Below are 23,846 nucleotides of genomic sequence, written 5' to 3' on the forward strand. Positions count from 1 at the left end.
ACCGCCGCCGCACCGGCGAGCTGTGGTGCCCCGAGCGGGGCCGCTCCACGGGGCGCCGGAATGGCCAGCGCCACAGCGACGGTGATCAGGGGAGCCGCCGTCGCCAGCAGGCTCTCCGACAGGCTCACATTCTTGTAGAACCTGTTGGCCACCCAGCTGCCCGTCAGGGCCAACAGCCCGGCGATGCCCAACGCGAGTGACCACCACAGGTGGCGCCCGGTGTTCCACCAGGCCAGTGCCGCGATCGCGGCGATCGCCACCGTGACGACGGGAAGCGCCACGCCGATGAACCGATTCAAGGCGGGGCGGTCGAACTCCGCCGATTCGTCCAGCACGGCGATCGCGTCGATGACGTCCTCGACCAGCGGCCGGTACCGCTCGGTGCGGCTCACCGACACCAGCGTCAGCAGCGATCCGTCGACCACGACGGCGTCGTCCAGCGACTTGTCGGGCTTCAGGGGCGGGGCGCCCGGTCGGGCGAAAGTCCAAGCGCCCTGGGCCGAGAAGTCGAAACCGGCCAAGACATCGGCCGGAGCGTCTTCGAGAAGTTCGGCCAGAACCGCGACCGTGTCATCGATATACGCCTCGATCGGCGCGGACGACGGCAGGACGACGTCGGTCATCCGCCGCCCGGTAAGGATCGTCACCCGGGTGGTGGCGGGCTTGGCGGGCGCGGTGGTGCCGGCGGGCCCCGCAGTTGCGGCCGCGCCGGCAGTAGCGGTGGGTGCGCTCAACGACGTTCACCCCTGTCGAAATCGTCGGACAGTGCTGCGGCAAGCTCGGTAATCCTACGCTGGTAAACGGGGTCGAGCAGGCGGATTTCGATCTCTCCGCCGGCCGCGATGTGTTTGTCCCACGGCAACACCACGACCCGGTCCGGCCGAACGTGCTGCCCGAATTGCCGCACCAAGTCGGTGATGGCGACATTGGGTTCCCCGGGCGACACATGGTTGATCACCACACATGCGCGGCTCAGCAGATCCCGATGACCGCTGTCACGCAACCAATCGATGGCGACCGCGGCCTGCCGGGCAGCGTCGACCGATGCGCTGGTCACGATCACCAACCCGGATGCCGTTGCAAGCAGACCCCGAGTCAAGCCGGCCCCGCAATCGGCCAACACGACGCTGTAGAACTTCGACACCGCGTCGGCCGCCCGCTGCCAGTCGGTTGTACTGAACGCGCGGGGCGCCGTGCCGTAGTCCGCCCCGGCGAGCACCTCGAGGTTGACGGCATTGACGCTGGTGAGAGCCCGCACCTCGTTATAATGCGAAAGGTCCTTGCGCGCAAGGAGATCCGCGATACTCGAAGCCGATCGTTGCCCCGCACGATCCGCCAGATTCCCGGAGTCCGCGTCCGCGTCGAACGCCAGGATCCGGTCACCACGCACCTGTGCCAGCGTCGACCCCAGGGCGACCGTCAAGCTCGTCTTGCCGACACCACCCTTGAGGCTCAGCACGGCAATCTGATGAGATCCGCTGGGAATACGCTGTATTCGCCGGTGTAAGTCCCGCTCGTATTTCTCGTCGCGGGACAGACCAGGGTTGATGCGCGTCAGCTTGTACACCGCCCGCCGCCAACCGCGTTTCGGGATCGTCTTTTCGGCCGACTTCCTGCCCGGCTCGACACCGATGTGGGTCACGGCAGCGGTGGTGCCGCGCTCGCCGTCCGCGGATGCCGGCGGCGAACTCGGTGGTGCCGGCGACTTCGTGGGGTGTTGCGCCGCGGGACGCGCCGGAGCTGCGGGAGAGACCTCGCGCTCACGTCGCTTCAACGATGGCGGGGGCACCGGCCCGCCGTTCGGTTCCGCCGTCGCATGGTTGGCCCGTGGAATCGCTGTGACGGTGGGCCCAACCGCTGCGTTCACGCGGTCGTCTCGGTCGTCGGCGCGATGGCTGTGTCGCCCGGTGCCGGCGCCGGCAACGTTTGCCGCGTTGGTGTCGTCGCGGTTTGCGCGACGCGAGTGTCGGGCGTGCTGAGCCGGGGCCTGAGCGCGTGGGTCAGGTTGCGGCGCAAGCGATTTCGGGCCGACAGGCGGGGGCTGCTGACGCCGTTCGACCGGCGGAGGTTCGGCCGGGGGCTGCCTGCGCCGCTGGGCCGGGGGCGGTTCGGGCAGCTCAACGGCAGCGGGCTCCGGCTTGTCGATCGGCATCGGTGGCCGCGCGGGCGGGCTCGACCGGCCCCGGTCGACGGGGGGAGGTGCGGGTGGCGCCGGGGCGGCTTGCTCCGTCGGGTCGATCGGTATCGGTGGCCGCGCAGGCGGGCCGGCCGGGGCCCACTCGACCGGGGGAGGTTCGGGTGGCGCCGGGGCGGCCTGCTCGGTCGGGTCGATCGGTATCGGTGGCCGCGTAGGCGTACCGGCCGCGGTCCACTCGATCGGTGGTAGGGGGGTTTCGGTTGCGACGGAGGAAAATTGCTCTTCGATGTGGATGGGCATCGGCGGCGGCGTATGCCCGTTGGGCTTGGGCGGACTGTGCGCCGCCGACGGCATCGCAACCGGCTCAGGCGGCATCACAACCGGCGCGTTGACGTCGAATTCCGTCTGCGCCGCAGCCTCGTCCGCAATCTCCATCCCCTCAAGGGATTGGAAGAGCCGGTCGTAGTCGGCCGCCATCAAAGCCTTTCGTCAACTCGTTTCATGCGAGGAAGCACGAGAAGAGCCTAGATCTCCCGTCAGGTCGACGTGGCCCAATCTCGTGCTTCGCCGCTCGCCATCGTCTTACGTGAACATGCCCGTGACGCCGGATTCGGTTTGCGCCATCGCCTGGCTGGCCTCGGTGATGCGCTGGGAGAGCGCCTGCAACGCGGCGTTGAGTTCAGCGGAGGTGTCATCCCAATTCCGCTGGACCTGCTGGTAGGCCTCCGAACCGCTGCCGCCCCACGCCTCGGCCAGCTTGGCGAGGGAACTCTTTCCCTCGTCGAGAAGACCCTGGGTGGTCTGCACTGCGCCCGCAATCGAGCTGGATCCCGCTTCGATACCGGCGAAATTCCATGACTGTTCCGACATATTGTTGCTCCGTTTCTTTGTGGTGCTGAGGGGGTGATGGGTCAGAAGTTCATCTGCGACGACAGCGAACTGGCTTGTTCCTCGTCGGCCGAGGAGTACTGGATTCCGGCGCCGTGAATGTTCTGCGAGATCTCGCTGAGCGCCTTGATCTGGGCCTGGCCCGCTTCGTGGAAGCGCGTCAGCGCCTGCTGAGCGGCGGCACCGGCTTGACCGCGCCAGTGGCCGGCCAGCTCGCCACCGGTGGACTCCACGGTTTGGATGACCCGCTGGAGCTCGCCGGAGATCCTGTCGAAGTTGCTAGCCTCCGCGCTGAGGGTAGCGGCATCGGTCTTCATCTCTGCCATGCTGGACTACTTTCTCTGTTTCCTGTCCTCGCCAAGTGATGGCAAGTCTTCCGGCCCTGGCGGCCGGGAAGTCTTTCTTTGTGGGCGCTCACCAGTCGTCCTCGTGCTCGAACTCCACGTCCTCGCCGTCGTCCGGGCGCGTGGCGAGCAGTGCGGGGGACGCCAGCCCTGGCCGGGCGGCCCCCGCGGATTGGGCGGACGAGCCACCCATGCCGACGGGGGCCGCACCCCCGCCCGCCGACGACCCGGCGCCGGCACCCGCGGGGGTGATGGCCTGCGACGGCTTGTCGAGCAACTGATTCATCAGCGACGTGCGGGCCGTCGTCCCGCCCGCACCGGGTAGTGCTTCGGAGCGCATGAGTCCCATCCCCACGCTGGGGCCGGATCCGCCGGCCAAGGGATGCGTGGAAAGTGGGCTGGCGCCGACCAGGCCCAGCTGGCCACCCTCTTTGCCGGGCAGATGGCCGAGCTTGTCGCCGACCAGGCTGTCCCCGGGGCCGCCCATACTGCCGGACTGGCCGGCCATCGAGGTGAGTTGTTGCAGCGGCTGCATCAGCTGCTGCATCGGTCCACCGAGCTGACCCAGCTGCCCGAGGGCCGGCATGGCCGGCTGCTCGAGGGGCACCCCGACTTCCGGCACCGTTTCCGGGATTTCGTCCTCCACCTCCGAGAGCGCGCGCATCGCGGCGGGAATCGCCTCGGAGCCAACGGCCGAGAGCGTGCTCAACGCCTCCGTGGCCACCGCTTCGCCCACACCCGGCTGCAGGATCGGCTTGATGGGCGGAAGCGGCTCGAAGGTCGTGTTCGCGATCGTCTCCACCTGATAGATGTCCATGACCGCGGCGGCCTGATTCCACATCCGGACGAAATAGTCGGTTTCGTTCAGACCGATCGGCACCATGTTGATGCCAAGGAAATTCGTGGCGGTAAGGACCGCGTGCGTGATGTGGTTGGTCGCGATCTCCGGCAACGACGGCGTCATCGCCAGCGCCTTGGCGTACGAGGCGGCCTGCGCCGCCGCGCGTGCCGCGCGTTCCTGGGCCTGCTGAGCCGCGGTTTGCAACCAAGCCACCATCGGCATCGTCGCGGCTATCGCGCGTTCGCTGCTCATGCCGGTCCACGACGCCTTGAGGGAAACCAGGGCGGCAGACAACTCGAGCGCCTGGGTCTCGAGAGCCCCCGCCAGCGCTTCCCAGCCGGCGGCGGCCTGCAGCATCGGAGCCGGACCCGCTCCGGCCATCAGCCGCGCGGTGTTCAGCTCCGGTGGCATCGCGTGCCACAACATGGCTATCCAGTCCCCTTGTCTGCGAGTGCTTTTCGGTTACCGCGTGAAGTCGTTCGCGACGCCGTACCGTGCATCGGCGCTTGCGCCGGGCGCCCTCGAACCCCGGCCGGCGGGGGTGGCGACTTCGTCGCCAATTCCGACAACCATCGGGTTAAGTGGCATTTTCTGCATTTGCATACCTCTTCTGCACATCGGCGCGAAATAGCTATTCATTTAGGGCAAAACAACCCATTGGCCAACGAAATCTCGGCTCGTTATGCATGCGGTGCGTTCAACGTTCTTACTGGGCGCTGGGATAATCGTAACCGCCTCCTGGAGGTGGTGAGTGCACTTCTTCCGGAGGATCCAAGTAGGCCGCTTGGATGACCTCTTTCCCCTCGGGAGCGACCAGAAATGCCTGGCCAGGCGGCCTCCGCTTCACCTGGATGTCCCGCGACGGGAAGTCCTGTTTGTCGCCCGACAGGAACAGGGTGGGCGATCCGGCGCCGTAAGCGGCGCCGACGAACTTGTCCATCGTCGCCTTGTATGCGGAGCTCATTTGGCACGTCACGATGATGTGCAGCCCGATATCCTGAGCCGCGGGCAACAAAGGCGCCAATGGTGCCATCGGCGGTATACCTCCGGCCGCCGCCACAATCATGTGCCAGTCATCGACGAGAAGAACAACATCGAATCCGCTCCACCATGAGCGGGACCGGAGTTGCGCGGTGGTCAGGTCGGCCGGCGGCAGACGCTTCTGCAGGTTGACCGCGAGGGCCTTGATAGCTTCGTCGAGCGTCGTGCTGTTCCGGTTGATTGCGCCGGCGTCGAGCAGATGGCTCTGGGGCACCGCATCCAACAACCCGGAGCGGTAGTCGGCGAGCATGAACCGCACCTGCTTTGGGCTGTTGCGAGCGCAGATAGCCCGGGCGATCGCGTGGGCGGTGCGGGTCTTTCCCGACTTCGGGGCACCGAAAATCAACAGGTGGGGCGTGGTGTACATGTGCGCGTAGGCCACCGACAGATCCGTCTCCCGCACCCCGATAGGAATGGTCCATCGAGTGCGGTAGTCGGAATCCGGTCCCGGGGGGTTCGGGTCGAGCTCGTAGAGATAGATCCGCTCTGGCAGCACCCGTACCCGCGGCGCCTGCTCAGTGTGTTGGGCCGCAACGTCATTCACCGCCGCGGTGATCGCCTCAACCAGGTTCTCGGCGCTGTGCACACCGTCGAACCGCGGCACACCGATCATCAAGTGGTGCTTCTCCGTCGACATCGCGCGGCCGGGACGATTGGCCGGGATGTCGCGGGTGGCCCGATCGATCTGCGTGTCGTTGACGTCGCCGAGCCGGAACTCGATCTTGGTGCCGAGGTAGTCGCGGACCCGCGACTTCAGTTCCGTCCAGCGCGGCGTGGTGATCACCACGTGGATGCCGAACGAGAGGCCTTGCGCCGCGAGGTCCTGGACCTGCGACTCCAGATCGGGGAATTCGCTGACGAACGCCGGCCACCCGTCGATGACCAGGAAGACGTCGCCGAACGGGTCGGAGGCGACGGGTTGGTTCGGATCCTCGCGCAGCTGCCGATAGGCGGCGATCGAGCCGACCCGGTGCTCCTTGAAGGTCGCTTCCCGTTGCCGCAGAACGGCTTGCACCTCCGCGATCACCCGCATGACACGGTCGGGCTCCGAGCGGGTGGCCACGCCACCCACGTGCGGCAGGTTCTCCAGATAGATCAGGCCGCCACCGCCGAGATCGATGCAATAGAACTGAACCTGCCGCGGTGAGTGGGTGGCCGCCGCCGACAGCATCATCGTCTGCAGCAGCGTGGATTTCCCCGTCTGCGGCGCTCCCCCGATACCGATGTTGCCGCCGGCGCCGGACACGTCCACGCCCCACGTGGCCTGCCGGTGCATCCGCGGTTCGTCCATGACGCCCAAGGCGAATCGCAGCGGTTGCCGGTCGTCCTGGGCGATGAGTTCATTGACCGGGGTGGGGTCGGTCAATGGGGGAAGCCACATCTTGTACGCATGCGACTCGGTCGTGCTGAGTTGCTCGAGCACCACCTCGCGCAGCGCCCGCCCCTTGGTTTCGATACTCATCGGCGCCGCTCTCCTCCGCAGTAAAGTGGTGCCCCCACTGCTTCGGCGCCGGCGCGAGTCATGACGCCACCGCCTCGTCGAGCACCGGTCCCGCGGTGAACTGTTGGATGCGAACCTTTTTCGGGCCGACGTGGGGGCCGGCCCCATTGCCCTCACCGTTGGTTTCCGCGCGAGCCGTCGGGACGTACGTGTTGCCGGTATACAGGGTGCTGAACTTGACCGGGTCTTCCATGCCGACCCGCAGAAATCCGACACCGCTTTCCTTGTTGGTGATGTACTGCGCCTCGGGGGTCCCGATCACGGCTTTGGATTCGTGCGAGCTGGTGGTGCGCAGCGCGATGCGGTACGTCAGGTTCGGCTCCAATTTGTCGATGCGCACACCGCCGGTCTGCAGCGACTGGGTGGCCAGCAGCAGGTGCACGCGCAGCGACCGCCCCACCCGGCAGATCCTGTCAAACAAACCGATGAAGTCCGGGTGGCTTTGCAGCAGCTCGGCGAACTCGTCGACGACGACGAAAAGCGTTGGCAGGGGCGGCAGGTCGGCGCCGCGTTCCCGGTACTTCTCGTACTCGGCCACACCGGAGAGCGCTCCGGCGGCGCCCACCTTCATGCCGGCCTGGCGCAAGATGCCCTGCCTGCGGTCGAGTTCGCCGGTCAACACCTCGCCCATGCGGCTGACGAGTTCGGCTTCCTCGGCCATGTTGGTGACCACGGCGGCGGTGTGGGGCAGCTTCTCCATGCCCAAGAACGTCGAGCCGCCTTTGAAGTCGGTCAGCAGCAGGTTGACCTGGTCCGGGTGGTGCATCGCCACCAGAGACAGGATCAGGGTGCGCAGGAATTCCGACTTGCCCGACCCGGTGGTGCCGATCAACATGCCGTGCGGCCCCGCGCCGAATTCGGCGCCCTCCTTGATGTCCAGGTACATGACGTTGCCGGTCTTGAGTTCATGTCCGAACGGGATCTTCAGGCGATCGCGGTCGGTGTCGGTGAACATCCGCCAGCGGTTCGGCACAACCTCTTCGACGCTTTGCGCGCCGACCAGCTGGTGCCATTCGGTCGCCGTCTTCTTCTGGACGTTCGTGCCCTTCTTGTCCAGGACGGTGCCGGTGATGGACCAACCGGCCAGCTTTCTCGCGATTCGGCCGGCTTGGTGCGGCGACATCCTGTCGGCGACGGATGTCACCTGACGAAACTGCTGCCCGGGCAGGCGGTCATCGGCGGTCCCGTCCTCGGCGACCCTGATGCGGTAGTTCGAGCCGCGGTGGTTGCCGAGCGTGATCACCGTGACACCGGCCCTGCCGTCGGGCGGGAAGCCCGCCCGGCCGCCGGTCAGGTCCACCACCACGACGTACGGGCCGCCGGGAAGGGAATCGGGGGTGTGTGGCCCGCGGGCGGCCAGGTCCGACAGGTTGTCGGGCCGGGTGTAGATCATCCGGACCGGCCCCGAGGCATCGGTGTCGGTCGGATGTTGGACGTGGGGAAGCCATTTCAGCCACGACCAGTCGGGATCGTCCGGGTTCTCGGTGAGAACGCGGATCTGCAGCAGGTCCGGCGGGTGGAATACGGCCAGATGGCAGATCATGGCGGTCAACAGGCCGGCCGCCCCTGCCGGGTCGCCGCCAACCGCGATCGTCGGAAAGGTGCGCAACTGCACCAGCTTTGGACAGTCGTGGATGAGGCCGTGGGTGCGCAGGAACTTGACCACCCACATGTTGGCGACCGGTTCGAGGTATGGCTGCGGCGCCGCGGACGGGCCGGCCAGCTCGCCGCCCGTCGACGGCTTCATCAGCCGGTCCACCGCCGGCTGGTCACCGATTCCGATCCGAGTGGCGGCATAGAAGTCGGCGTTCGCCGGGCGCGACCACTGCCGCGGTGTGCCGATGAGCGAGGCGAGATCTTCGGGATGCGGTGCGTGGTAACCGAAGAACGCCACCTGCGCGCTGGCCGATGACGTCACCCGGGGACGGAGGCCGGCCAGGTAGCGCAGGTACTCCTTGCGGTCGGCGTTGATCTCGGGCACCTTCTTGCCGCCGCCACCGTGACCGGCCATCATGCCCATCGACATCATGATCATCATCAGCGGCATCATGAGCATGTACGGCGACAGCTGCCTGGTGCCGGTCACCACCATGATCGCGATCATGCCGAGCATGCACACACCCATGACGTAGGGAAGTGCCTTCTGGACGCCCGACGGCGGGATGTCCACGCCGAGGTCCTCGGGCGGAGTGAGGCTGATCTCGCCCGGGGTGAGGCGGGGACCGCGCGTCACGGAGGGGGTGAACTTCTTGGTCGTCATGAGGGACCTCCCGGGGCCGCCGCCGGGGCTTTTCGCGGGCTCGGGTCGGCGGGCAGGGTGTCGTGCTCCAGCAGCGCGGCCTCTTTGGACAGCACCGGACCGTCGACCAGGAGGCGGATGATCTCCCAGGGCGCGGACTTCGGCGCGCTCAGACCCAGGGACGACGCCGTCTGGGCGTCCGGCAACCCGTAGCGCACCCCTTGCGGGTCGACGTAGTACAGAGATTCGCCGTACCGGGGATCCGGGGACTGCAGCTGCACGAACTTGCCGCCATCGGAGTAAACCGTTGCGGGGCCTTGGATTTGCTTGATCCCCGAGTTCATGGCCGATGCCGGGATGGGCAGATGCCGTCCCGTCAACACGCTCGTCTTCGGAGCCTGATCGCCGGCTTTGCGTTCCCACGTCCAGCACAGGGTGGGATCTTGGGGCCGGGAGACGATCTTGACCGGCTCGTCGGGCAGCGGCGAGTTGTAGACCACCTCGGGCACCTTGACGATCTCACTCGGCACCACCGCCGGGGGCTCAACCAGACCGTAGGACTGGATGGCGCGCAGCGCCGCGGCGGTGTTGGCGTTGACGGGCGCGACGCCGTCGAGCAGCACGACGAAGTAACGCGGACCCGAGTTCGCGTGGATCTGCAGGATCGATCCGACCACCAGCTGCTCGGGCAGCCCGAAGGTGTTGGGAGATCCCGCGCCTGGGATTGCGGGCAGCTGCCAGGAGCCCGCGTCGGGCAGCGCATTGAACATGGCCGAGGAAAGGGGGCTGGGCTTCGCGGTTCCGCGGATTCCCACGGCGAAGGTCATCGGGCGGTCGCTCAAGTCGGTCGCGTGCCGCCCGTGGGTGTCCACGACCCAGTCCTTGCCCTGGTAAGACGCGAGCAGCGCCTCGTGCGGAAGGATCGGGTCGATCACGACGGGCTCGATCTGCAAAGGCATCGCCACCACCGAGGTCTGCACGACGGGGTTGATGCTTTCCGCCTGAGTGACGGTGTCGCACAACGCCCATACCGATGAGGAGTCCGAGGACACGGGCGTGGCGTAGGGCGCCCCGGGGATGCCGACCGACTGCCCCTTGGGAAACCTGCTGAGCTCGGCGGGCTTTACGGCCTTCGGCTCGGCCGGATTGCCCAACACCAGTCGCGCCGAGGTCAGGTTGTAGACGGGATGCAGTTGACCCGACACCATCAGGTAGAGCTGGTTGGTGGCGCGGTCGACGAACAGGTTGCCGCTGCCGAGCTTGCCCTGCGGTTTGAAATACGCCATCGCCAGCGCGCCCACCACGACGAGCACCGAGACGAGGACGCCCAGCGCGACCGAACGGCTGTAGAACTGCAGCGGGTCGTCGAACATCCGGGTGTCGCGCCGCACGATGGCGTGTTCGAGGCGCCGCAGCAGGAAACGCCAACCGCTGACCTGGACCTTGGTGGTTAGCCGGAAACCTGCCATGCGTCACTCGATGATGTTGAGTCGTCCGTGAACCGCGGCGATCGCCTCGGTCATGTCCTCGCCGTTGATCTCGCGCAGGCGGTCCTCGTCGAGGGATTCGAAGTCGACGGACCGGGTGAGCCGGATGTCGCGGTATTGCTCGCCGGCCTCCACCAGCTGGCGCGCGTAGCGACCGTTGCCGGCGATGTCGAGCGCGGCTTTGCCGCGCACCGTCTGCTGGCTGAGCAACTTCGCGGCCTGCAGCAGATTGTCTGCCGCCTCCGAGCTCAGCGCCGAGTCGTTTGCGGCCGCAATGACTTTCGCGATCTCGAGGATCTCCTCCGGTGAGTAGGAGTCGAATTCGATCCGGGTGGCGAAACGGGACCGCAGGCCCTCGTTGGTCTCGAGCAGCCGATCGATGTCCGAGCTGTAGCCGGCGATGATCACCACGAGCCGGTCGCGGTCGTTCTCCATCCGCGCCAGCAACGTGTCCAGCGCCTCTTGGCCGAACGGGTCGGTGCGTCCGTCCCGCTCCTGCACCAGCGCGTAGGCCTCGTCGATGAACAGCACACCCCCGAGTGCGCGATCGATCGTCTTGGTGCTCTTGACCGCCGACTGGCCTTCGTACTCGGCGACGAAATCCTTGCGCGCGGTCTCGACGAGCTTCGGTTCGGGAATGACCCCGAGGCCGGCGAGGATGTTGGCCACCACCCTGGCGATGGTCGTCTTGCCGGTACCCGGCGGTCCGGTGAAGATCATGTGCTTGCTCGGCTGGGCGACCTTCATGCCGCGGGCGGCGCGAACCCGCGCCATCTGGGTGGCGGCGCGGTAGCGCTCGACCTGTTCTTTGACTCGGGTGAGCCCGATCTGCCGCTCCAGCTCGGCCTCGGCCTCGGCGAGGAGTTTGTCGCGGCCCGAGGTGTCGGCCACGACGGTATTCGCGTCCCACGGATCGGTGCGCGCGGAAATCTGCTCGGCGCTGGTGGTCGTCAGCCGGTATGACGGATCCTTCAGCGCCGCTGTCACTTTGGGTTCCGGATGGGTGGTCTGCAGCCATTCCAGAAGAGCCACCGCGGCCTCTTCGTTTCCCTGGCTGCGGCGGGTCATGGCCAAATACCACGCGATGGCGCGAGCGCACGCCTCCCCGGCCGGCGAGGCGTTGGCCTCGGTGAGCCGGCGTTCCGCTTCGGTGAACAGGCCGAGGTTGGCTGCGGCGACACCGTGCGCGACCCCGGCGGCGCCCGCCAGGAATTCGTCAGGCCACCTGCTCGCGCCCCTGACTTCATCGATCACCTCGGTCCAGCGGCCCGCCTCGCCGTAGATCACCGCCTTGACCCAGGACAGCAGGTGTTCGGCGCCGGTGGTGGGCGTGTCCTCGACCGCCTCCATGGCGTCGGCGTAATTACCTTGCGCCGCTTCGCTTACGGCGAAGCCCATGGTGATCGCCAACGGTGAATTGGCCGGGTAGGTGATGTCCCCGTACAGGCCGCCGATCGGGAGCCGGGCGCCCACGGCGTTCATCGAGATCTGGGCGGATCCGGCCAACTGTCCGAAGTGCGTGCGCGAATACCAGGCGCGAAACAGCGTCACGCGTTCGGTATCGCCGCAGCGGATGCGGCCAATCCATGCGTCGCAGGCGGACTCGTCGTAGTTGGTGATCTCGGTGAACAGCTCTAGCGCCCGCGCCTCCGAGACGGGCAGCATGCCGACCGCGCTTTCGAACAGGCCGGCCAGGTGCTCGGTCATTTATCGGTCGCGTACCGCGTGGCGAACACTTCCGCCTGCGCCGCCGCCGCCTGCTCCGGCGTGATCAGACCGATGCCGTTTTCCATGAAGTCCCGCACGACGTCACCGCCGTCGACCCCCATCTCGCGCATCGTCTCCGACAGGGAGTCGTCCTCCAGCAGATAGCTGTGCTGGGCGGCCAGGCCCTTCTGCCGGGCCAGGTCCGCGATGACGAGGATTTCGTCGGCGAGTTCGGCCTCGCTCATGCTCGTCACTTTCGCCGACAGCTCGACGCGCTGGGTCCGACCGTCCATGAGTGCCGAGACGGTGACCGTCTCGGGGGGATTGGTCACCGTGAACTCCTGGGGGGCTTCCTCTGCGTCCCCGGCAGCCTCCGAAGTCGCGTCGGTCTGCGACTCGATCGCGGCGAGGTCGGTGTCGGAATCCACGGGTTCGGTGGGCGCATAGTCGTGCAGCGCGTCGACGGCCGACTCCTCGTCGTCGTCGGCGGGGGCCGAGAAGTCCAGCGCGTCCGATTCCTCGAGCGTGTCGGAACCGGATTCGACGGCCGAGAAGTCCAGGGCGGCCAGATCGTCGTGGTCGTCGTACTGCGGCATGGTTCCTTCTTTCTGATCGTGAATCGGGCTGGGGTCAGCCGCCGTAGGAGGCTTCGACGCGGTCGAACCAAGTGCCCGCCGGCAGGAACTCCACGAGGCCGTCCAGCGTGCGCTGCAAGTTTTCTTGGGTACCGGACAGGAAGCTGCCGTAGAGCTCGCCGCCGACACGGCGGGGAAGCGACACCAACCTGCCGTGGGTGGAGTCGAGGACTCCGGCGGCGACGTCGGTATGCGTGGACGTGCCCCCGGGGTGGCGCTGGCCGGCGATGATCTCCACCCAGCTGCTCGGATCGCTGATGATCTCGGCATAGACGCGGGCCGAGGCGGGTGCGGCGCCGTGCTGGACAAGCTGGGCGGCAGTGGTGCACGCCGCCAGTTCGGCGGCCACCCCGGTCAGCGGTTCGACGTTGGCCGGTGTCGCGGGGCCGAGCACCGTGGTCACCATGCCCGCCAGGCCGACCTGCGGGGCCACCAGCTGCAGTACCACCAGGTCGCCGTCCCGGGCGGCGATGACGTGACGTTCGCCCTTGCGGCACACGGCAAAGCGGACCATGGTGCCGCCGAGATCGCGGCGCCACCATCGGCACTCCAGGCTGCGGTCGGGCCTGCTGATCGTGTCGACCATCGTCGCCACCGCCGGGTGTGGCCGCCCCTGGTGGTCGAGCACCCCCTGCGCGGTGAGGTCGCGCTGCACCTGGTTCCAGACGAGGTCCCGCAATTCCTCTTGCGGGATGTTCGGCCGGATTCCGAGTGCCGTGGGGAAATCGACGAGGTGCAATCGGTCGGCGATCACCAACATGCCATCGACGGTCACCTCCACCCCGACGACATCGTCGAGGCCCGCAAGACCGGTAGTGAGGGGACCGGACATGATCAGCCGTCGAGCATTTGCTTGTTGAGGTTCCTGCTCAAGTCCTCGTCGACGCCCGCATACGTTTGCTTGGCGACGCGTAACTTCGCGGCGAGATCAGAGGCGTGCTGCCTAATGTTTTGACCCGCACCCCTGCGTTGTTTCTCCGCGGTGACAAAAGCGCTGTTGGAGGCGCCGCTGATTACCCCATGCGTCACCCATACCGCCGTTTCCGTATTGCCGGCAGCGGTGGCCGCCTCTTCTGCCTTAGTGGCCGCTTGGACCTGTTTCGTCGCCAATTCCTCGAGATACTTTTCGTCGACGTTCAACGTTGCCATGGGTAATCTCCTCAACGGATATTTTTACTCGCTATTGCGTTGACGCGTACCGGTTTTTGCGGCACTGGCGACGGCTAAAGCCGACCCGGCGCCGCCACTTCCTGGACGGCCATCGTTTGGTCGATGGGCGCGCGCCCCGCGCCCGTCGTGCCCAACGCCGCCCCATCGCCGTTCCCGGCCGCGGCGGCCTCTGACGGAGCGGCCTCCTCGGCGGGCGGCGGGGCCGCCTGGCGCTGCTGACCGGTCGAGGCGAGTTGTTGCACTTGGCCCATCATTTGGTTGACGAAGCTCATCGGCTGGGCAACCTGGCCGGACATCTGTGCGAGTTGCCCGGATGCTTGAGTCACCTGACTGAGGGTGGGCACCGTCGCCGTGGTCTCGGCGATCGTCTCGACGGGAGTCGCGCCGTCGCTCTGGAGCGCGGTTAGGACGCCGCGTTCCTCGCGGGAATCGCCGGCCGCCGGGGCCCTGCTGGCCAGCGAGGCGACGGTGGGTGTGCCGGAGAATGCCGACATCCCGGACATGCTGTCGGAGATCGCCTTGAAGCTGCCGACCGTGGCCTCCTCGGCTCCGGTGACCTCGATCCGCGCGAACGAGCTGTTGGGGATCGCTTTCTCGGCCACCTCGCCGTAAAGGAGTGCGGTGGCGTGGATCTCGTGCGAGAGGGACATGGAGTTGGCCAGTGTCATCATCTCGAAGCTGAAGACGGTGGCGCATGCCGCGAAGGCGGCGATTATCTGCCATGCACACGAGATTTCGGGACCGACCACCGGGATCAGATACATGGCCAGCGCGATGCCCTGGGCGATCACCAAGCCCAGCAGCGTCACAGCGATGCAGTTGTGCGCCTTGGCGACCTCCGAGCCCTGGTTCGCCATCAGCGTCTGCATCTTCTTGTCCAGATCCTGCATCGTTTGCACGAGGGCCTGCAGTGCGGCGGTCGCGTCGGCGTACGCCTTCGCCGCGTCGCCGCTCCAGTCGCGTGAGTCGGGCGCGGCCTCAGCGAGGTAGAGGTAGACGGTTTCGTACTTGTCCGCACCGCTGGTGAAGGAGGCGCCCTTGTCCGGGGTCCAGAATCCATTGAGCAGGTCGACCGCCGAGATGGCGACCATCGCCACGTCGACGATGGCCGTCGGCGTTGGGAGCACCTTCGTACCGGACGTCTTCAACGCGTCTGCGAGCACCTTGATCTGGTTCCGTCCGTACCACATCGCTTTGCCGGCGAGCGCCCCCAGATTCGCCCCCAAACCAACCCAATCCCCGGAATACGCGGCGCCACCGCCCGCCTGCAGCCGCGTGAAGCAGTAGGCCAGATCGTGAATACCTGCGAGACGACTCACGGCGGTGTATCCCTTCGCGGTTGGTGACCGATGTTGGACTCATGTTGAGGAGGTGGGTTGAGCCTAACGCCGCCAGACAGGGCCCCGCTGCACGAATTTTCTGGGCGCACAAAGGATTCAGCCAACAACCGGTTAATTCCGCAGAAACATTAAGGGAGGGTTGACGCCCGGAGAACAACGGGACGCCACCGGCGCCGCGGCGTCATCCCGAGTTCATCCGGAGGAGCGACTCCACACCGTTCCCGAATTCGGCTGCGCGTTTTTCGGGATCTCTCTCGACGCGGGTGCCAGCGCTCGACGGCCAACACAGCCCTGCCACGAGCCGGCGGATCGATTGATGTATTACTTCGTCGCGCCCGGACTTCGTTGCCGAGGCTCCGTCAACGGACGCGGGCGTGCCGACCCGATCCCTCGTCCGGCTCCGCCGTGGCAAGGTCAACTGGTGCGCGCTCGGCGCCCTGCGCGCCGGGCGCCGCCCCGGCAGCCGCGTCGTCCGACGGCGCGGTTTCTTCGTCTGGCTGGCCCTGCCGGCTCGTCTGCGCGAGCTGCTGTGCTTGCCCGATCGTCTGGTTGGGAACGTTCATGTGTTGGGACGCCTGCCCCGAGACCTTCGCGGCTTGCGCCGATGCCTGAGCGACCTGGGCCACGGTGGGCGGCGTGATTGGCGGTGCGCCCGGTGTCTCGGGGGCCGGCGAGGCGTAGGCCGGCGCGTCCGCGCTCAAAGCGTCCAGTACGGCAAGGTCTTCCGCCGACGCCCCGTCCGTCGGCGCCAGCCTGGCCAACGCAGCCACGGTGGGCGTCGCCGAAAAAGCCGACGTTCCCGGCATGCTGGCGGAGACGTCGGCAAAACCGGAAACCGTCGACTCAGTGGCGGTCGCCGACTTCGCGTCGGCCGGCGAACCCTCCTGTACCGTCCCGGATGCCAAGGCCGAGTATCGGCCGGCCAAGCTCTCCGCCTGCTTGCCGTTCAGGACCGAGTAGGTGGTCAACGTGGCAAGGAATCCCACGGCGGTCGCGATCCCAAGTCCGGAAACGGTGATTGCGAAGCCTTGCGACACCGCCGGCCCGAGTGGCGGAGGCGCGAACCGAATGATCAGCTCGACGATGTAGCACGCGAATAGCAGGTCCTTCAATATGCCGAAACCCAAGCGCATGTGGGTCACCCATTCGGCCTGGTCCTTCACCAGAGCTGCCAGCTCGAGGTCCAGTTCAGCCATCGTCTGCGCCAGGTTCCCCAGGGTCGTGTCGAGGCCCGCATAGGCTACCGATGCCGTCCCCGCCCAACCGTCGTCGTCCGGAAGAGCCGATTTCAGCTGCGCCGACAACGCACTGAATTGCTGCGATCCGTTTCTGAGGTCGTCACCTTCGACCGGCGGTCCGAATCCGGTCGTCAGCTCCATCAGCTCGACGACCGTGAGGGCCCACAGGATCAGGCTGCCCGCCGTCTTGAGGGACTGCTTACTGCCGGGCACCGACGGGACCTTGACGCTCCCACCCTCGAAACGAATCCGGGTCAGCCCGTCGAGGCCGCCCAACTTGGCGAGTGCGGCCCCACCGGCCAACCCGTCTGCGCTCATGCTGGTCACACTCGCCGCGAGATACTCACCGCTGAAACCGGGGCTGTCGACGCCGGTGAAGTTCTGGCCGAGGCTACCCAGGTTGACCAGGAGCCGAGCCGCGTCGGCGAGTATCGATACAGCCAATTGTGGTCCTCAGGTCAACAGTGCGCTGCCGGGCGAGCGGTTGGTCGCACCAGAGCTTAGCACCCAACGGACCTGCGGCACGCGGAATCGGCTGCGGCAGTTGCCGATTCAGGCGTGATCAGCCCTCGAGTACTTGCTTGTCGATGTTCTTGCCCGCTTGCTCGTCCGTGCTGGCGTAGACCCTCTTGGCGGTGCGTAGCTTGTCGGAGAGTTCCGTGGACGCCTTGCTCATGGCGTCGCCCGTGCTCTTGCGTGCATCCGCGGCCTTGGTGAACGCCAGGTTCGAGTACCAGCTGACCACGCCGTGGCTCACCCAGACATCGGTTTCCAGGCCCGACGCCGCCGAGGCTGCGGTTGCCGCCTGCGTCGACGCTTGATCCTGCGCCGTTGCCAGCCTGTCGAGATGGGATGAGTTGACGGTTACATCGGCCATGATTCGTGCTCCTCGGGTGCTCAGTCTCTTAAGGGTTCTGGTGCAACGATTTTGATCGTCGGTTGTCGGGGATGGCCTAGGCCGGGTTCGGTGCTTGCGTCCGCTCTGTGCCGGCCGCGGCGACCTCCACGGGCGCACGCTCGGCGCCCGCCGCACCAAAGCCGGCACCGGCGCCCTCGACCTCACCCTGGAACGCGGCCTCCTCGGCCCCGGCGCCTTCGGCCGGCGCCGCCGCGCCTTGGCCTTGCTGGGAGGTCTGGATCATCTGCTGCAGTTGTCCCATTGCCTGGCTGGTGAGTTGCGCGGGCTGCGACAGTTGGCTGGAGACCTTCGCGGCCTGGCCCGACATCGCGGACAACTGGGCCACGGTGGGCATGGTGGTCGTGGGCGCGGACGGCGTCGTCGCATCCGGTGACGTCGTATCCGATGTTTGAGATGCGCCGTAGGCCGGTGATTCACTCGCGCCCATCTGAGCGGCCAGCGGGGCCCGCTCGTCGTCCGAGCCCCTGGCCGCGCCGGCCGGTGCGGCAGCGGGCGGTGTGGCTGACAGCGCCGACGGCCCGGACATGCTGTCGGAGATGGCGGCAAAGCTGGAAACCGTGGTCTCTTCCGACGTCAGCTTCTTGGCCTTGGCGTCCGACCCCGTTTGCACGGTGCCGGCGGCCAGGGCCGAGTAATCGCCGGCCAAGGTCTCCGCCTTCTTCCCGTTTTCCACCGAGAAGTAGGTCAAGGTGCCGAGGAAGGTGGAGGCAACACTGAGCCCACCAATGGCCACCGCAATAGCGAAGGCTTTCGCCGCGATGGGACCGGCCGGGGCGGGCACCGCAAACGTGATGATCAATTCAATGATGATTGCGGCCAGAAGGATGTCCTTCAAGATCCCAAAGCCCAAGCGCGCGTGGTTGACCCATTCGGCCTGATCCTTCACCAGTGATGCCAGTTGGGAGTCCAGGGTGGCCATCGACTGCGCCATGGTCTCCAGGGTGACGTCAAGCTCGGCATACGCTTCCGACCCCGAACCCTCCCAGCCGGAGTCCGGAAGGGCGAGCTTCAGCTGTTCGGCGAGCAGGGTGAACTGCTGGGATCCGGTGTTCAGCTCACTGCCTTCGGTTGGCGGTCCGAACCCGATCGTCAGCTCCATGAGCTCAACAATGGTCAGGGTGATGGAGATGATGCTGAGGCTCTGTTTGAAGGTCTTCATGCCGCTGGCGCCGCCCATACGGTTGGCCATGATCATTTTCTGAGCCGGGCTCATTCCGCTGATGTATTTAGTGATGCCCTTCTGAACACCCACCATCGCCAGGGACCCGAAGTCGGCACCCCCGCTGGTCGCGGCGCCGGCAATATATTCGGTGCTGAATTCCGAGCCGCCAGTGACGCCTAGGCCTACGCCGGCGGCTTGCTGACCTAATCCGGCCAAGGAGCCAAGGATCCTCGCGGCTTGAATGAAAACAGACATAAGTGGGTCCTCCGGTTTGAGCCTTCCGCGTGTTGATTGCGCGTACCGCGCATTAACCGCCCGTTTAGCGTAACGCGCTCTGACTGGCGCCCGTGCACGAATTTTTGGGAAAGGCAACGGCTTCCACAGCGCGGTGAAAAGGCAGAGATGGTGAACGTTGGGGCGGGTGCGCCGCCGCGCTCAGTGAATATGGCCGATCAGCGTTTCGATCGCGTCGGCGACTTCGGCTGGCACCGCCTCGTCGGCCTCCGCCCGCACGATCATTTCTTCGGTCACCCCGGCCGCCTCGGCGGTCTCCGCGGGCGAAAGGTTCGCCCGCCGCCGGGCCGCGTAGAGGCGTTGTGCCAGCGGGGCGCCCGGGGCGGTCGCACCGCGCGTCATCAGCTCGTCGTAGTGGCGCCGAACCGTACTCAGGGCTTTGATCAGTTCGGGCGTGATCCGGCTGATGCGGGTGGCGCGCACCGCGATCGCCTCGAGTTGCCGGAGATCGGCAAGGATCGGCGTCGCGCGCTCGGTGAACTCCGGGTCGTCGGGCGACGGCAATGCCGCGATGGCCAGGCCGCAACCGTCCACGGCGGCGACGATCGCCTGCGCGATCAGCGAGGCCGGGGCATCGGACTGCGGGGCCTCGGTCGAGGTTTTGGCGGTGCCGGTAGCGACCGCCGGTGGGATCTCTTCGCCGGCGTCGGGCTGTCCGCGGCGGATCCGCGCGATGGTCCCGGCGGGCCACTGCAACACCTGCTCGAGCTTGGCCTGGGTGCGCTCCCGCGGCCAACTGCGGCCCTTTTCGAACGCGATGAGGGCGCCGGCATTGATGATCCCGTCGGCCGCCAGGCTGCGCTGGCTGATGCCCAGTTCCCGACGGCGCGCGGCGGCGGCCGCGCCCGCGCGGGCCATCCCCGGATCCGGCTCGACGCCATCGGACTTCTGTTCGGGCCGTCCACCGGCGCCGGGGGGCGTGACGATCTCGAACGTGAGAACTTCGCCCGAGCTGGGATCGCCGAGCCGGACCGTCGTTTTGTCCGTCACCGTCACCGAGCTCATGCGGTGTCCGTCGACGAATATGCCGTCCGGTCCCTTGTCCACGATCCGCCACGAACCGTCCACGGGTTCGGCGTGCAGATGCTCCGCGGAGATCTGCTCGATCCGCACGTCGTCCTGCGGGTCCCGGCCAATGGTGACCACGCCCCGACCGGGCTCGATTTCGTGCGACGTCGCACCGCTATGGATGACCAGGACGGCGAGATCGGTACTCGACTCGGTGCGGGGCATCTGCGGTGGTTCCTCGATCGAGGCAGCTGGGCGGGCCTTCCGCCGCCTGCAATCCTAACCGTCGCACCCGTCAAATTCCATCGCATGCCGCTACGTTTCGAATCACAGTTTCGGAGCCGCACCGTCGGAACGCTATGCCGACGCGACAACGACGTCATCTTGTGGCGATCCGCGCGCGGGGACCTCCATGGATCGCGCGTGGAATGCTACGGTTTCGGGCCTCCCATCCGAACGCTCCTTTGTCGGTGAAGAGCCGAAGCGAGCCCAAACGCTACGGTTACGTAACCGTCCCGTTCTGTTGGTGAAAAGTGGCCGGAACGACGCAAATAGCCAGTTCAAAAGGCTTTCCATCGGGTCACGCCGCCTCACTGGGCTGGCCGCTGAAGCGAACGTCCGAACGAAGCGATGCGATACCGAAGCCAAACTGTTGCATTGCAGCGGTTAGTCCTATACCGTTGCGAAGCAGATGAGCAGAACGCAACGCTTCAGAAGGAACCATCGCCATGACCGCAACACCTTTGTTCAACATCCCGCTCGGCGCCTGCACGCAGGACCCCGACCGTTGGACCACCGCCCCGGACGCCGAGGCCATCGCCGCTTGCCGTGCGTGCCCCCGGCGTTGGATGTGCGCGCGGGAAGCGGTCGAGTCGGCCGGCGCGGAGGGCCTGTGGGCCGGCGTGGTGATCCCCGAAGGGGGGCGCCCCCGCGCATTCGCGCTGCGTCAATTGCGATCCCTGGCCGAGCGCAACGGGTACCCCGTGCGCGAGACCGCGAAGTCGGCCTAGCCTCCTGCCATGGCCGCCCACTTCGGGTCGGCGACGGGTCCCGACGGAAACCGTTGCACCGCTTTCCCTCTGGGACTTCAGAACAGGCGCCGGCCGTTACGTCGGCTCGAACCTGAAGACGGCGAGCCGCCCCGCCAGTGCTTCGAATTCGTCAGCCGTTCCATCACGCACCATCCCGGATCGCTTCGCGAATGCCACACCGACCGGGACCTTGACCGGGAATTCCCGCAACACCGGCCGCGCCTGGGCGGCGGAGAGTTCGACGATCCGGACCTGCTGTGACCGTCGGCCCCGGCTGAGCCTGCCGGTGCCCGCCGCCCGTGCGTTCGCCGCCCAGTCGGCGCCGGGATAGCCGGCCACCACGTACAGGTCGCCCCGGAATTCGAACGGCGTCATCGGCGTGCTGCGGGGGCGACCGGACTTGCGGCCGGGCACCGTCAACACCATGGCCGGACCGGTGGGAATCCCCAGCCGTTGGACCGCCATCATCACCTTGTTCATGGGCTTGAGGTAGCGCGGTGGGCGCAGTTCGGACATGTCGGGCTCCTCAACCAATGGCGGAGAAGACGTCGCGATGGTCGGCGACCCACTGGGCGAACGGGGTCGCCGGCCGCCCGAGGATCTTCTCGACGTCATGGGTGACCAGCGCGGGCGTGTCGAGCGTCGCGGCGAGCATGGCGATATAGGCATCGCCGAAGGCTGCCGGAAAGCCTAATCCGATAAACCGCTGGCGCACAGCATCATTCGGTATCTCGCAATAGCGCAACTGTCGACCCAGGACGGCACCGATGGCCTCGACCAGTTCCGAATTGGTGAAGGCCTGCGGACCGGTCAGCGGGATCCGCTGTCCCACCAACTCGTCGGTGAGCAGCGCCCGCGCCGCCACCTCGGCGATGTCGGTCTCGACAATGGGCGCCACCGAAGCCGAAGCGTACGGACCGTAGACCACGTCGCCGGCGCGCAGCTGCGCGGACCACATGCCAGCGAAGTTGGTCGCAAAAACGCTGGGCCGCAGGCTCACCCATTCCGCGCCGGAGTCAACGGCCAGCTGCTCCACCTCTTTATTGCGGTCTCCGCGGAAGCGGGACGGTTGCCGGGCGAAGTCGTCATCGGCGTTGATGGCCGAAAGCGCCACCAGCCTGGTGACGCCGGCGCGCACGCACAACTCCACCACCTCGTTCAGGTCGGCACCCAGCGCCCTGGAGTTGAGAAACACCGCCGACGCGCCGGGTAACGCGTCGGCCGCCGAGCCCACCAGTTCGACGCCGGGGGGAAGCCCGGCTCTATCCGGCGCGCGGGTGACCGCCCGGACCGGCGCTCCAGCGGCCACAAGCGCGGTGACAAGGGGTCGCCCGACGTTACCGGTCGCGCCGGTTACCACGATCGTCATGGGATGGTTCCTCTCTGCTGATTTTTCTGCGGTGCTAAAAGGACGGGGCGGAAGGTGGGAAAGTTACAAACGCAGATCCCGTAACTTTTTGCCGCAGCAGATCGTCGAAGAGACATGAACCAGCCGCAATCAGCGAGCGACCAGGTCGCCGACGCCTGGCGTCGTCACCGTCCCTATCTGGTCAACCTCGCCTACCAAATGCTCGGCGACATCGGGGATGCGGAAGATATTGCGCAGGAGGCCTTTCTGCGGTTGTCGAGGGTCGAGGCGGGTGAGATCGAGGACGTTCGGGGCTGGCTGACGGTGGTGGCCAGCCGACTTTGCCTCGACCAGGTGCGCTCGGCCCGCGCTCGTTACGAACGCCCGGGCGAGGTCGGAGAGCGGCCCACGCCGCAGCGCTCCGATCCGGCTGACCGGGTCACTCTCGACGACGAGATCCGCGCCGCGTTGCTCGAGGTGTTGCGCCGGCTCAGTCCGGGGGAACGGGTCGCCTTCGTGCTGCACGACGTGTTCGGCGTCCCGTTCGACTCGATCTCCGAAACGGTAGGCCGCCCGGTCGGTACGTGTCGGCAGCTGGCGCGCCGTGCACGGGCGAAATTCGTTGCCGCTCAGCCTACAACGAACGTGGTGGCATCGAGCGAGCATCAGCTCGTCACCGAAAAATTCATCACCGCGTGCGCCAACGGTGACCTTGGCGCGTTGGCCGCCGTGCTGGATCCGACGGTGTGGGGCGTGGGCACGATCCTCGCCGACCCGGCGCCGCCCCCGCAGATCAATCACGGGCCGGACGCGGTGGCCACCAACCTGCTGCGGTACCTGTGGCCCGACGTCACGCTGGTCAGCGGTCCCGTCGGGCAACCGGTGCTGCTGGCGTTCAGCCACCGCCGGCTGTTTGCCGTCATCGTGCTGACGATCCGCGGGTCGAAGGTGGCGAAGCTCGAGGCGATCGCCGACCCGTCCGCACGGGCGGGCGAGGTCGCCGAGCAGGCCTAGCCCGGCCGCTGGTTCTCGGGCCGGACCGCGAAATAGCCGGCGATTGTCGCGGTGACCTCCAGGAACTTCCGCCGTGTGGCGGCCGACATTTCGCGGCTCACATCGATGACGCCGCCCGGCCGCAGGTGCGGGTCGAAGGGGACCTCGATCACCGGCCGGCCGTGGTCGGTGAACTCCCGGGCCAGCTGCGCCCGCGTCCGTTTGTCGGCGTGCCCGTCGGAATCGTTGAGCACCACGACTGTGCTCTGCAGCAGAGTGTCGAAGCCCTGGTCGACCAGCCACTCCATGGTCCTGGCGGCGGCGGACGCCCCGTCGGCCCACGGCGAGGAGACCACGATCAGCGCGTCCAAGTCGCGCAGCACCTCCTGGGTGACCGGCGCGTCCATCGTCGAACCGCAGTCGATGACCGAGATCGCGAAGTGGCGGTCCAGGCGCAACGCGGCCTCCCGGTAGATCGCGGCGTCGAGCACGCGGCGCGGACCCGACGCCGGCTCGCCGCCGA

22 protein-coding genes are annotated in these 23,846 nt (G+C 66.9%); 2 read left to right on the plus strand and 20 right to left on the minus strand.

All coding sequences use genetic code 11. From position 1 onward, the window contains the following. From eccD to A5701_RS14755, 17 genes are all read right to left on the minus strand, one after another. The coding region (gene eccD / locus A5701_RS14675; RefSeq protein WP_067754646.1) for a type VII secretion integral membrane protein EccD at positions 1-734 on the minus strand (734 nt) is incomplete at its 3' end. Further along, positions 731-1,567 (minus strand): MinD/ParA family protein, encoded by an 837-nt coding sequence (locus tag A5701_RS28920; protein WP_231972828.1) that lies wholly within the window; start codon positions 1,565-1,567, stop codon positions 731-733. The genes eccD and A5701_RS28920, both read right to left, overlap by 4 nt. 1,152 nt (positions 1,568-2,719) lie before the next feature. Then, positions 2,720-3,007, minus strand: a complete 288-nt coding sequence (locus tag A5701_RS14685; RefSeq protein ID WP_067754652.1) for a WXG100 family type VII secretion target — start codon at positions 3,005-3,007, stop codon at positions 2,720-2,722. 41 nt (positions 3,008-3,048) lie between these two features. Beyond that, complete coding sequence (locus tag A5701_RS14690) at positions 3,049-3,351, minus strand: WXG100 family type VII secretion target (RefSeq protein ID WP_046184939.1); 303 nt, start codon at positions 3,349-3,351, stop codon at positions 3,049-3,051. Between the two features lie 88 nt (positions 3,352-3,439). After that, positions 3,440-4,636, minus strand: coding sequence for a PPE family protein (locus A5701_RS14695; RefSeq protein ID WP_067754655.1), 1,197 nt, complete (start codon positions 4,634-4,636; stop codon positions 3,440-3,442). A gap of 280 nt (positions 4,637-4,916) precedes the next feature. Then, positions 4,917-6,713, minus strand: a complete 1,797-nt coding sequence (gene eccCb / locus A5701_RS14700) for a type VII secretion protein EccCb (protein ID WP_067754666.1) — start codon at positions 6,711-6,713, stop codon at positions 4,917-4,919. A gap of 58 nt (positions 6,714-6,771) precedes the next feature. Next, entirely contained in the window at positions 6,772-9,012 is a 2,241-nt protein-coding gene (gene eccCa, locus A5701_RS14705) for a type VII secretion protein EccCa (RefSeq protein ID WP_067754669.1), read from the minus strand. Further along, positions 9,009-10,460 (minus strand): type VII secretion protein EccB, encoded by a 1,452-nt coding sequence (eccB, locus tag A5701_RS14710; protein WP_067754673.1) that lies wholly within the window; start codon positions 10,458-10,460, stop codon positions 9,009-9,011. Before eccB ends, eccCa begins: the two co-directional genes overlap by 4 nt. A 3-nt stretch (positions 10,461-10,463) precedes the next feature. Then, positions 10,464-12,185, minus strand: coding sequence for a type VII secretion AAA-ATPase EccA (gene eccA / locus A5701_RS14715; RefSeq protein WP_067754675.1), 1,722 nt, complete (start codon positions 12,183-12,185; stop codon positions 10,464-10,466). Beyond that, the gene (locus A5701_RS14720; protein ID WP_067754676.1) at positions 12,182-12,781 is read right to left on the minus strand and encodes a hypothetical protein; all 600 of its coding nucleotides are present in this window, start codon (positions 12,779-12,781) and stop codon (positions 12,182-12,184) included. The genes eccA and A5701_RS14720 overlap by 4 nt, the downstream gene beginning before the upstream one ends. A gap of 34 nt (positions 12,782-12,815) precedes the next feature. Beyond that, the gene (locus tag A5701_RS14725; protein ID WP_067754679.1) at positions 12,816-13,652 is read right to left on the minus strand and encodes an ESX secretion-associated protein EspG; all 837 of its coding nucleotides are present in this window, start codon (positions 13,650-13,652) and stop codon (positions 12,816-12,818) included. A 2-nt stretch (positions 13,653-13,654) separates the two neighbouring features. Continuing rightward, positions 13,655-13,969, minus strand: a complete 315-nt coding sequence (locus tag A5701_RS14730; RefSeq protein WP_067754682.1) for an ESX-1 secretion-associated protein — start codon at positions 13,967-13,969, stop codon at positions 13,655-13,657. Between the two features lie 74 nt (positions 13,970-14,043). Further along, positions 14,044-15,309, minus strand: coding sequence for an EspA/EspE family type VII secretion system effector (locus tag A5701_RS14735; RefSeq protein WP_067754685.1), 1,266 nt, complete (start codon positions 15,307-15,309; stop codon positions 14,044-14,046). Between the two features lie 380 nt (positions 15,310-15,689). Then, the gene (locus A5701_RS14740) at positions 15,690-16,886 is read right to left on the minus strand and encodes an EspA/EspE family type VII secretion system effector (RefSeq protein ID WP_156670098.1); all 1,197 of its coding nucleotides are present in this window, start codon (positions 16,884-16,886) and stop codon (positions 15,690-15,692) included. A 244-nt stretch (positions 16,887-17,130) separates the two neighbouring features. Continuing rightward, positions 17,131-17,445, minus strand: coding sequence for an ESX-1 secretion-associated protein (locus tag A5701_RS14745; protein ID WP_067754700.1), 315 nt, complete (start codon positions 17,443-17,445; stop codon positions 17,131-17,133). A gap of 76 nt (positions 17,446-17,521) precedes the next feature. Continuing rightward, positions 17,522-18,904 carry an EspA/EspE family type VII secretion system effector gene (locus tag A5701_RS14750; protein WP_067754703.1) on the minus strand — a complete coding sequence of 461 codons (1,383 nt, stop codon included), beginning with the start codon at positions 18,902-18,904 and terminating at the stop codon, positions 17,522-17,524. A 180-nt stretch (positions 18,905-19,084) separates the two neighbouring features. Further along, the gene (locus A5701_RS14755) at positions 19,085-20,176 is read right to left on the minus strand and encodes an FHA domain-containing protein (RefSeq protein WP_067754714.1); all 1,092 of its coding nucleotides are present in this window, start codon (positions 20,174-20,176) and stop codon (positions 19,085-19,087) included. A 503-nt stretch (positions 20,177-20,679) separates the two neighbouring features. On the opposite strand from A5701_RS14755, the gene A5701_RS14760 reads away from it, so the two are divergent. Then, positions 20,680-20,961, plus strand: coding sequence for a WhiB family transcriptional regulator (locus tag A5701_RS14760; protein WP_067754717.1), 282 nt, complete (start codon positions 20,680-20,682; stop codon positions 20,959-20,961). 96 nt (positions 20,962-21,057) lie between these two features. Here A5701_RS14760 and A5701_RS14765 read toward each other — a convergent pair whose 3' ends face one another. Continuing rightward, positions 21,058-21,498 (minus strand): nitroreductase family deazaflavin-dependent oxidoreductase, encoded by a 441-nt coding sequence (locus tag A5701_RS14765; protein ID WP_067754720.1) that lies wholly within the window; start codon positions 21,496-21,498, stop codon positions 21,058-21,060. Positions 21,499-21,508: 10 nt separating this feature from the next. After that, on the minus strand, positions 21,509-22,351 hold the full coding sequence (locus A5701_RS14770) for an NAD(P)H-binding protein (protein ID WP_067754723.1): 843 nt from the start codon (positions 22,349-22,351) through the stop codon (positions 21,509-21,511). Between the two features lie 114 nt (positions 22,352-22,465). Between A5701_RS14770 and sigI the strand changes: the two genes are divergently transcribed. Continuing rightward, positions 22,466-23,344, plus strand: coding sequence for an RNA polymerase sigma factor SigI (sigI, locus tag A5701_RS14775; protein WP_067754726.1), 879 nt, complete (start codon positions 22,466-22,468; stop codon positions 23,342-23,344). Here the strand turns inward: sigI and A5701_RS14780 are convergent. Further along, the coding region (locus A5701_RS14780; RefSeq protein ID WP_231972829.1) for a MinD/ParA family protein at positions 23,341-23,846 on the minus strand (506 nt) is incomplete at its 5' end. The genes sigI and A5701_RS14780 overlap by 4 nt on opposite strands.

The sequence above is a fragment of the Mycobacterium sp. E3305 genome (assembly GCF_001666785.1).
Lineage (GTDB): Bacteria > Actinomycetota > Actinomycetes > Mycobacteriales > Mycobacteriaceae > Mycobacterium.

What these genes read in the sequence shown, in the direction of transcription:
- A5701_RS14685 (WP_067754652.1), bottom strand. Translation starts at nt 3,007, where the DNA reads ATGTCGGAACAGTCATGGAATTTCGCCGGTATCGAAGCGGGATCCAGC.
- A5701_RS14690 (WP_046184939.1), bottom strand. Translation starts at nt 3,351, where the DNA reads ATGGCAGAGATGAAGACCGATGCCGCTACCCTCAGCGCGGAGGCTAGC.
- A5701_RS14695 (WP_067754655.1), bottom strand. Translation starts at nt 4,636, where the DNA reads ATGTTGTGGCACGCGATGCCACCGGAGCTGAACACCGCGCGGCTGATG.
- eccCb (WP_067754666.1), bottom strand. Translation starts at nt 6,713, where the DNA reads ATGAGTATCGAAACCAAGGGGCGGGCGCTGCGCGAGGTGGTGCTCGAG.
- eccCa (WP_067754669.1), bottom strand. Translation starts at nt 9,012, where the DNA reads ATGACGACCAAGAAGTTCACCCCCTCCGTGACGCGCGGTCCCCGCCTC.
- eccB (WP_067754673.1), bottom strand. Translation starts at nt 10,460, where the DNA reads ATGGCAGGTTTCCGGCTAACCACCAAGGTCCAGGTCAGCGGTTGGCGT.
- eccA (WP_067754675.1), bottom strand. Translation starts at nt 12,185, where the DNA reads ATGACCGAGCACCTGGCCGGCCTGTTCGAAAGCGCGGTCGGCATGCTG.
- A5701_RS14720 (WP_067754676.1), bottom strand. Translation starts at nt 12,781, where the DNA reads ATGCCGCAGTACGACGACCACGACGATCTGGCCGCCCTGGACTTCTCG.
- A5701_RS14725 (WP_067754679.1), bottom strand. Translation starts at nt 13,652, where the DNA reads ATGTCCGGTCCCCTCACTACCGGTCTTGCGGGCCTCGACGATGTCGTC.
- A5701_RS14730 (WP_067754682.1), bottom strand. Translation starts at nt 13,969, where the DNA reads ATGGCAACGTTGAACGTCGACGAAAAGTATCTCGAGGAATTGGCGACG.
- A5701_RS14740 (WP_156670098.1), bottom strand. Translation starts at nt 16,886, where the DNA reads ATGAGCGCAGACGGGTTGGCCGGTGGGGCCGCACTCGCCAAGTTGGGC.
- A5701_RS14745 (WP_067754700.1), bottom strand. Translation starts at nt 17,445, where the DNA reads ATGGCCGATGTAACCGTCAACTCATCCCATCTCGACAGGCTGGCAACG.
- A5701_RS14750 (WP_067754703.1), bottom strand. Translation starts at nt 18,904, where the DNA reads ATGTCTGTTTTCATTCAAGCCGCGAGGATCCTTGGCTCCTTGGCCGGA.
- A5701_RS14755 (WP_067754714.1), bottom strand. Translation starts at nt 20,176, where the DNA reads ATGCCCCGCACCGAGTCGAGTACCGATCTCGCCGTCCTGGTCATCCAT.
- A5701_RS14760 (WP_067754717.1), top strand. Translation starts at nt 20,680, where the DNA reads ATGACCGCAACACCTTTGTTCAACATCCCGCTCGGCGCCTGCACGCAG.
- A5701_RS14765 (WP_067754720.1), bottom strand. Translation starts at nt 21,498, where the DNA reads ATGTCCGAACTGCGCCCACCGCGCTACCTCAAGCCCATGAACAAGGTG.
- A5701_RS14770 (WP_067754723.1), bottom strand. Translation starts at nt 22,351, where the DNA reads ATGACGATCGTGGTAACCGGCGCGACCGGTAACGTCGGGCGACCCCTT.
- sigI (WP_067754726.1), top strand. Translation starts at nt 22,466, where the DNA reads ATGAACCAGCCGCAATCAGCGAGCGACCAGGTCGCCGACGCCTGGCGT.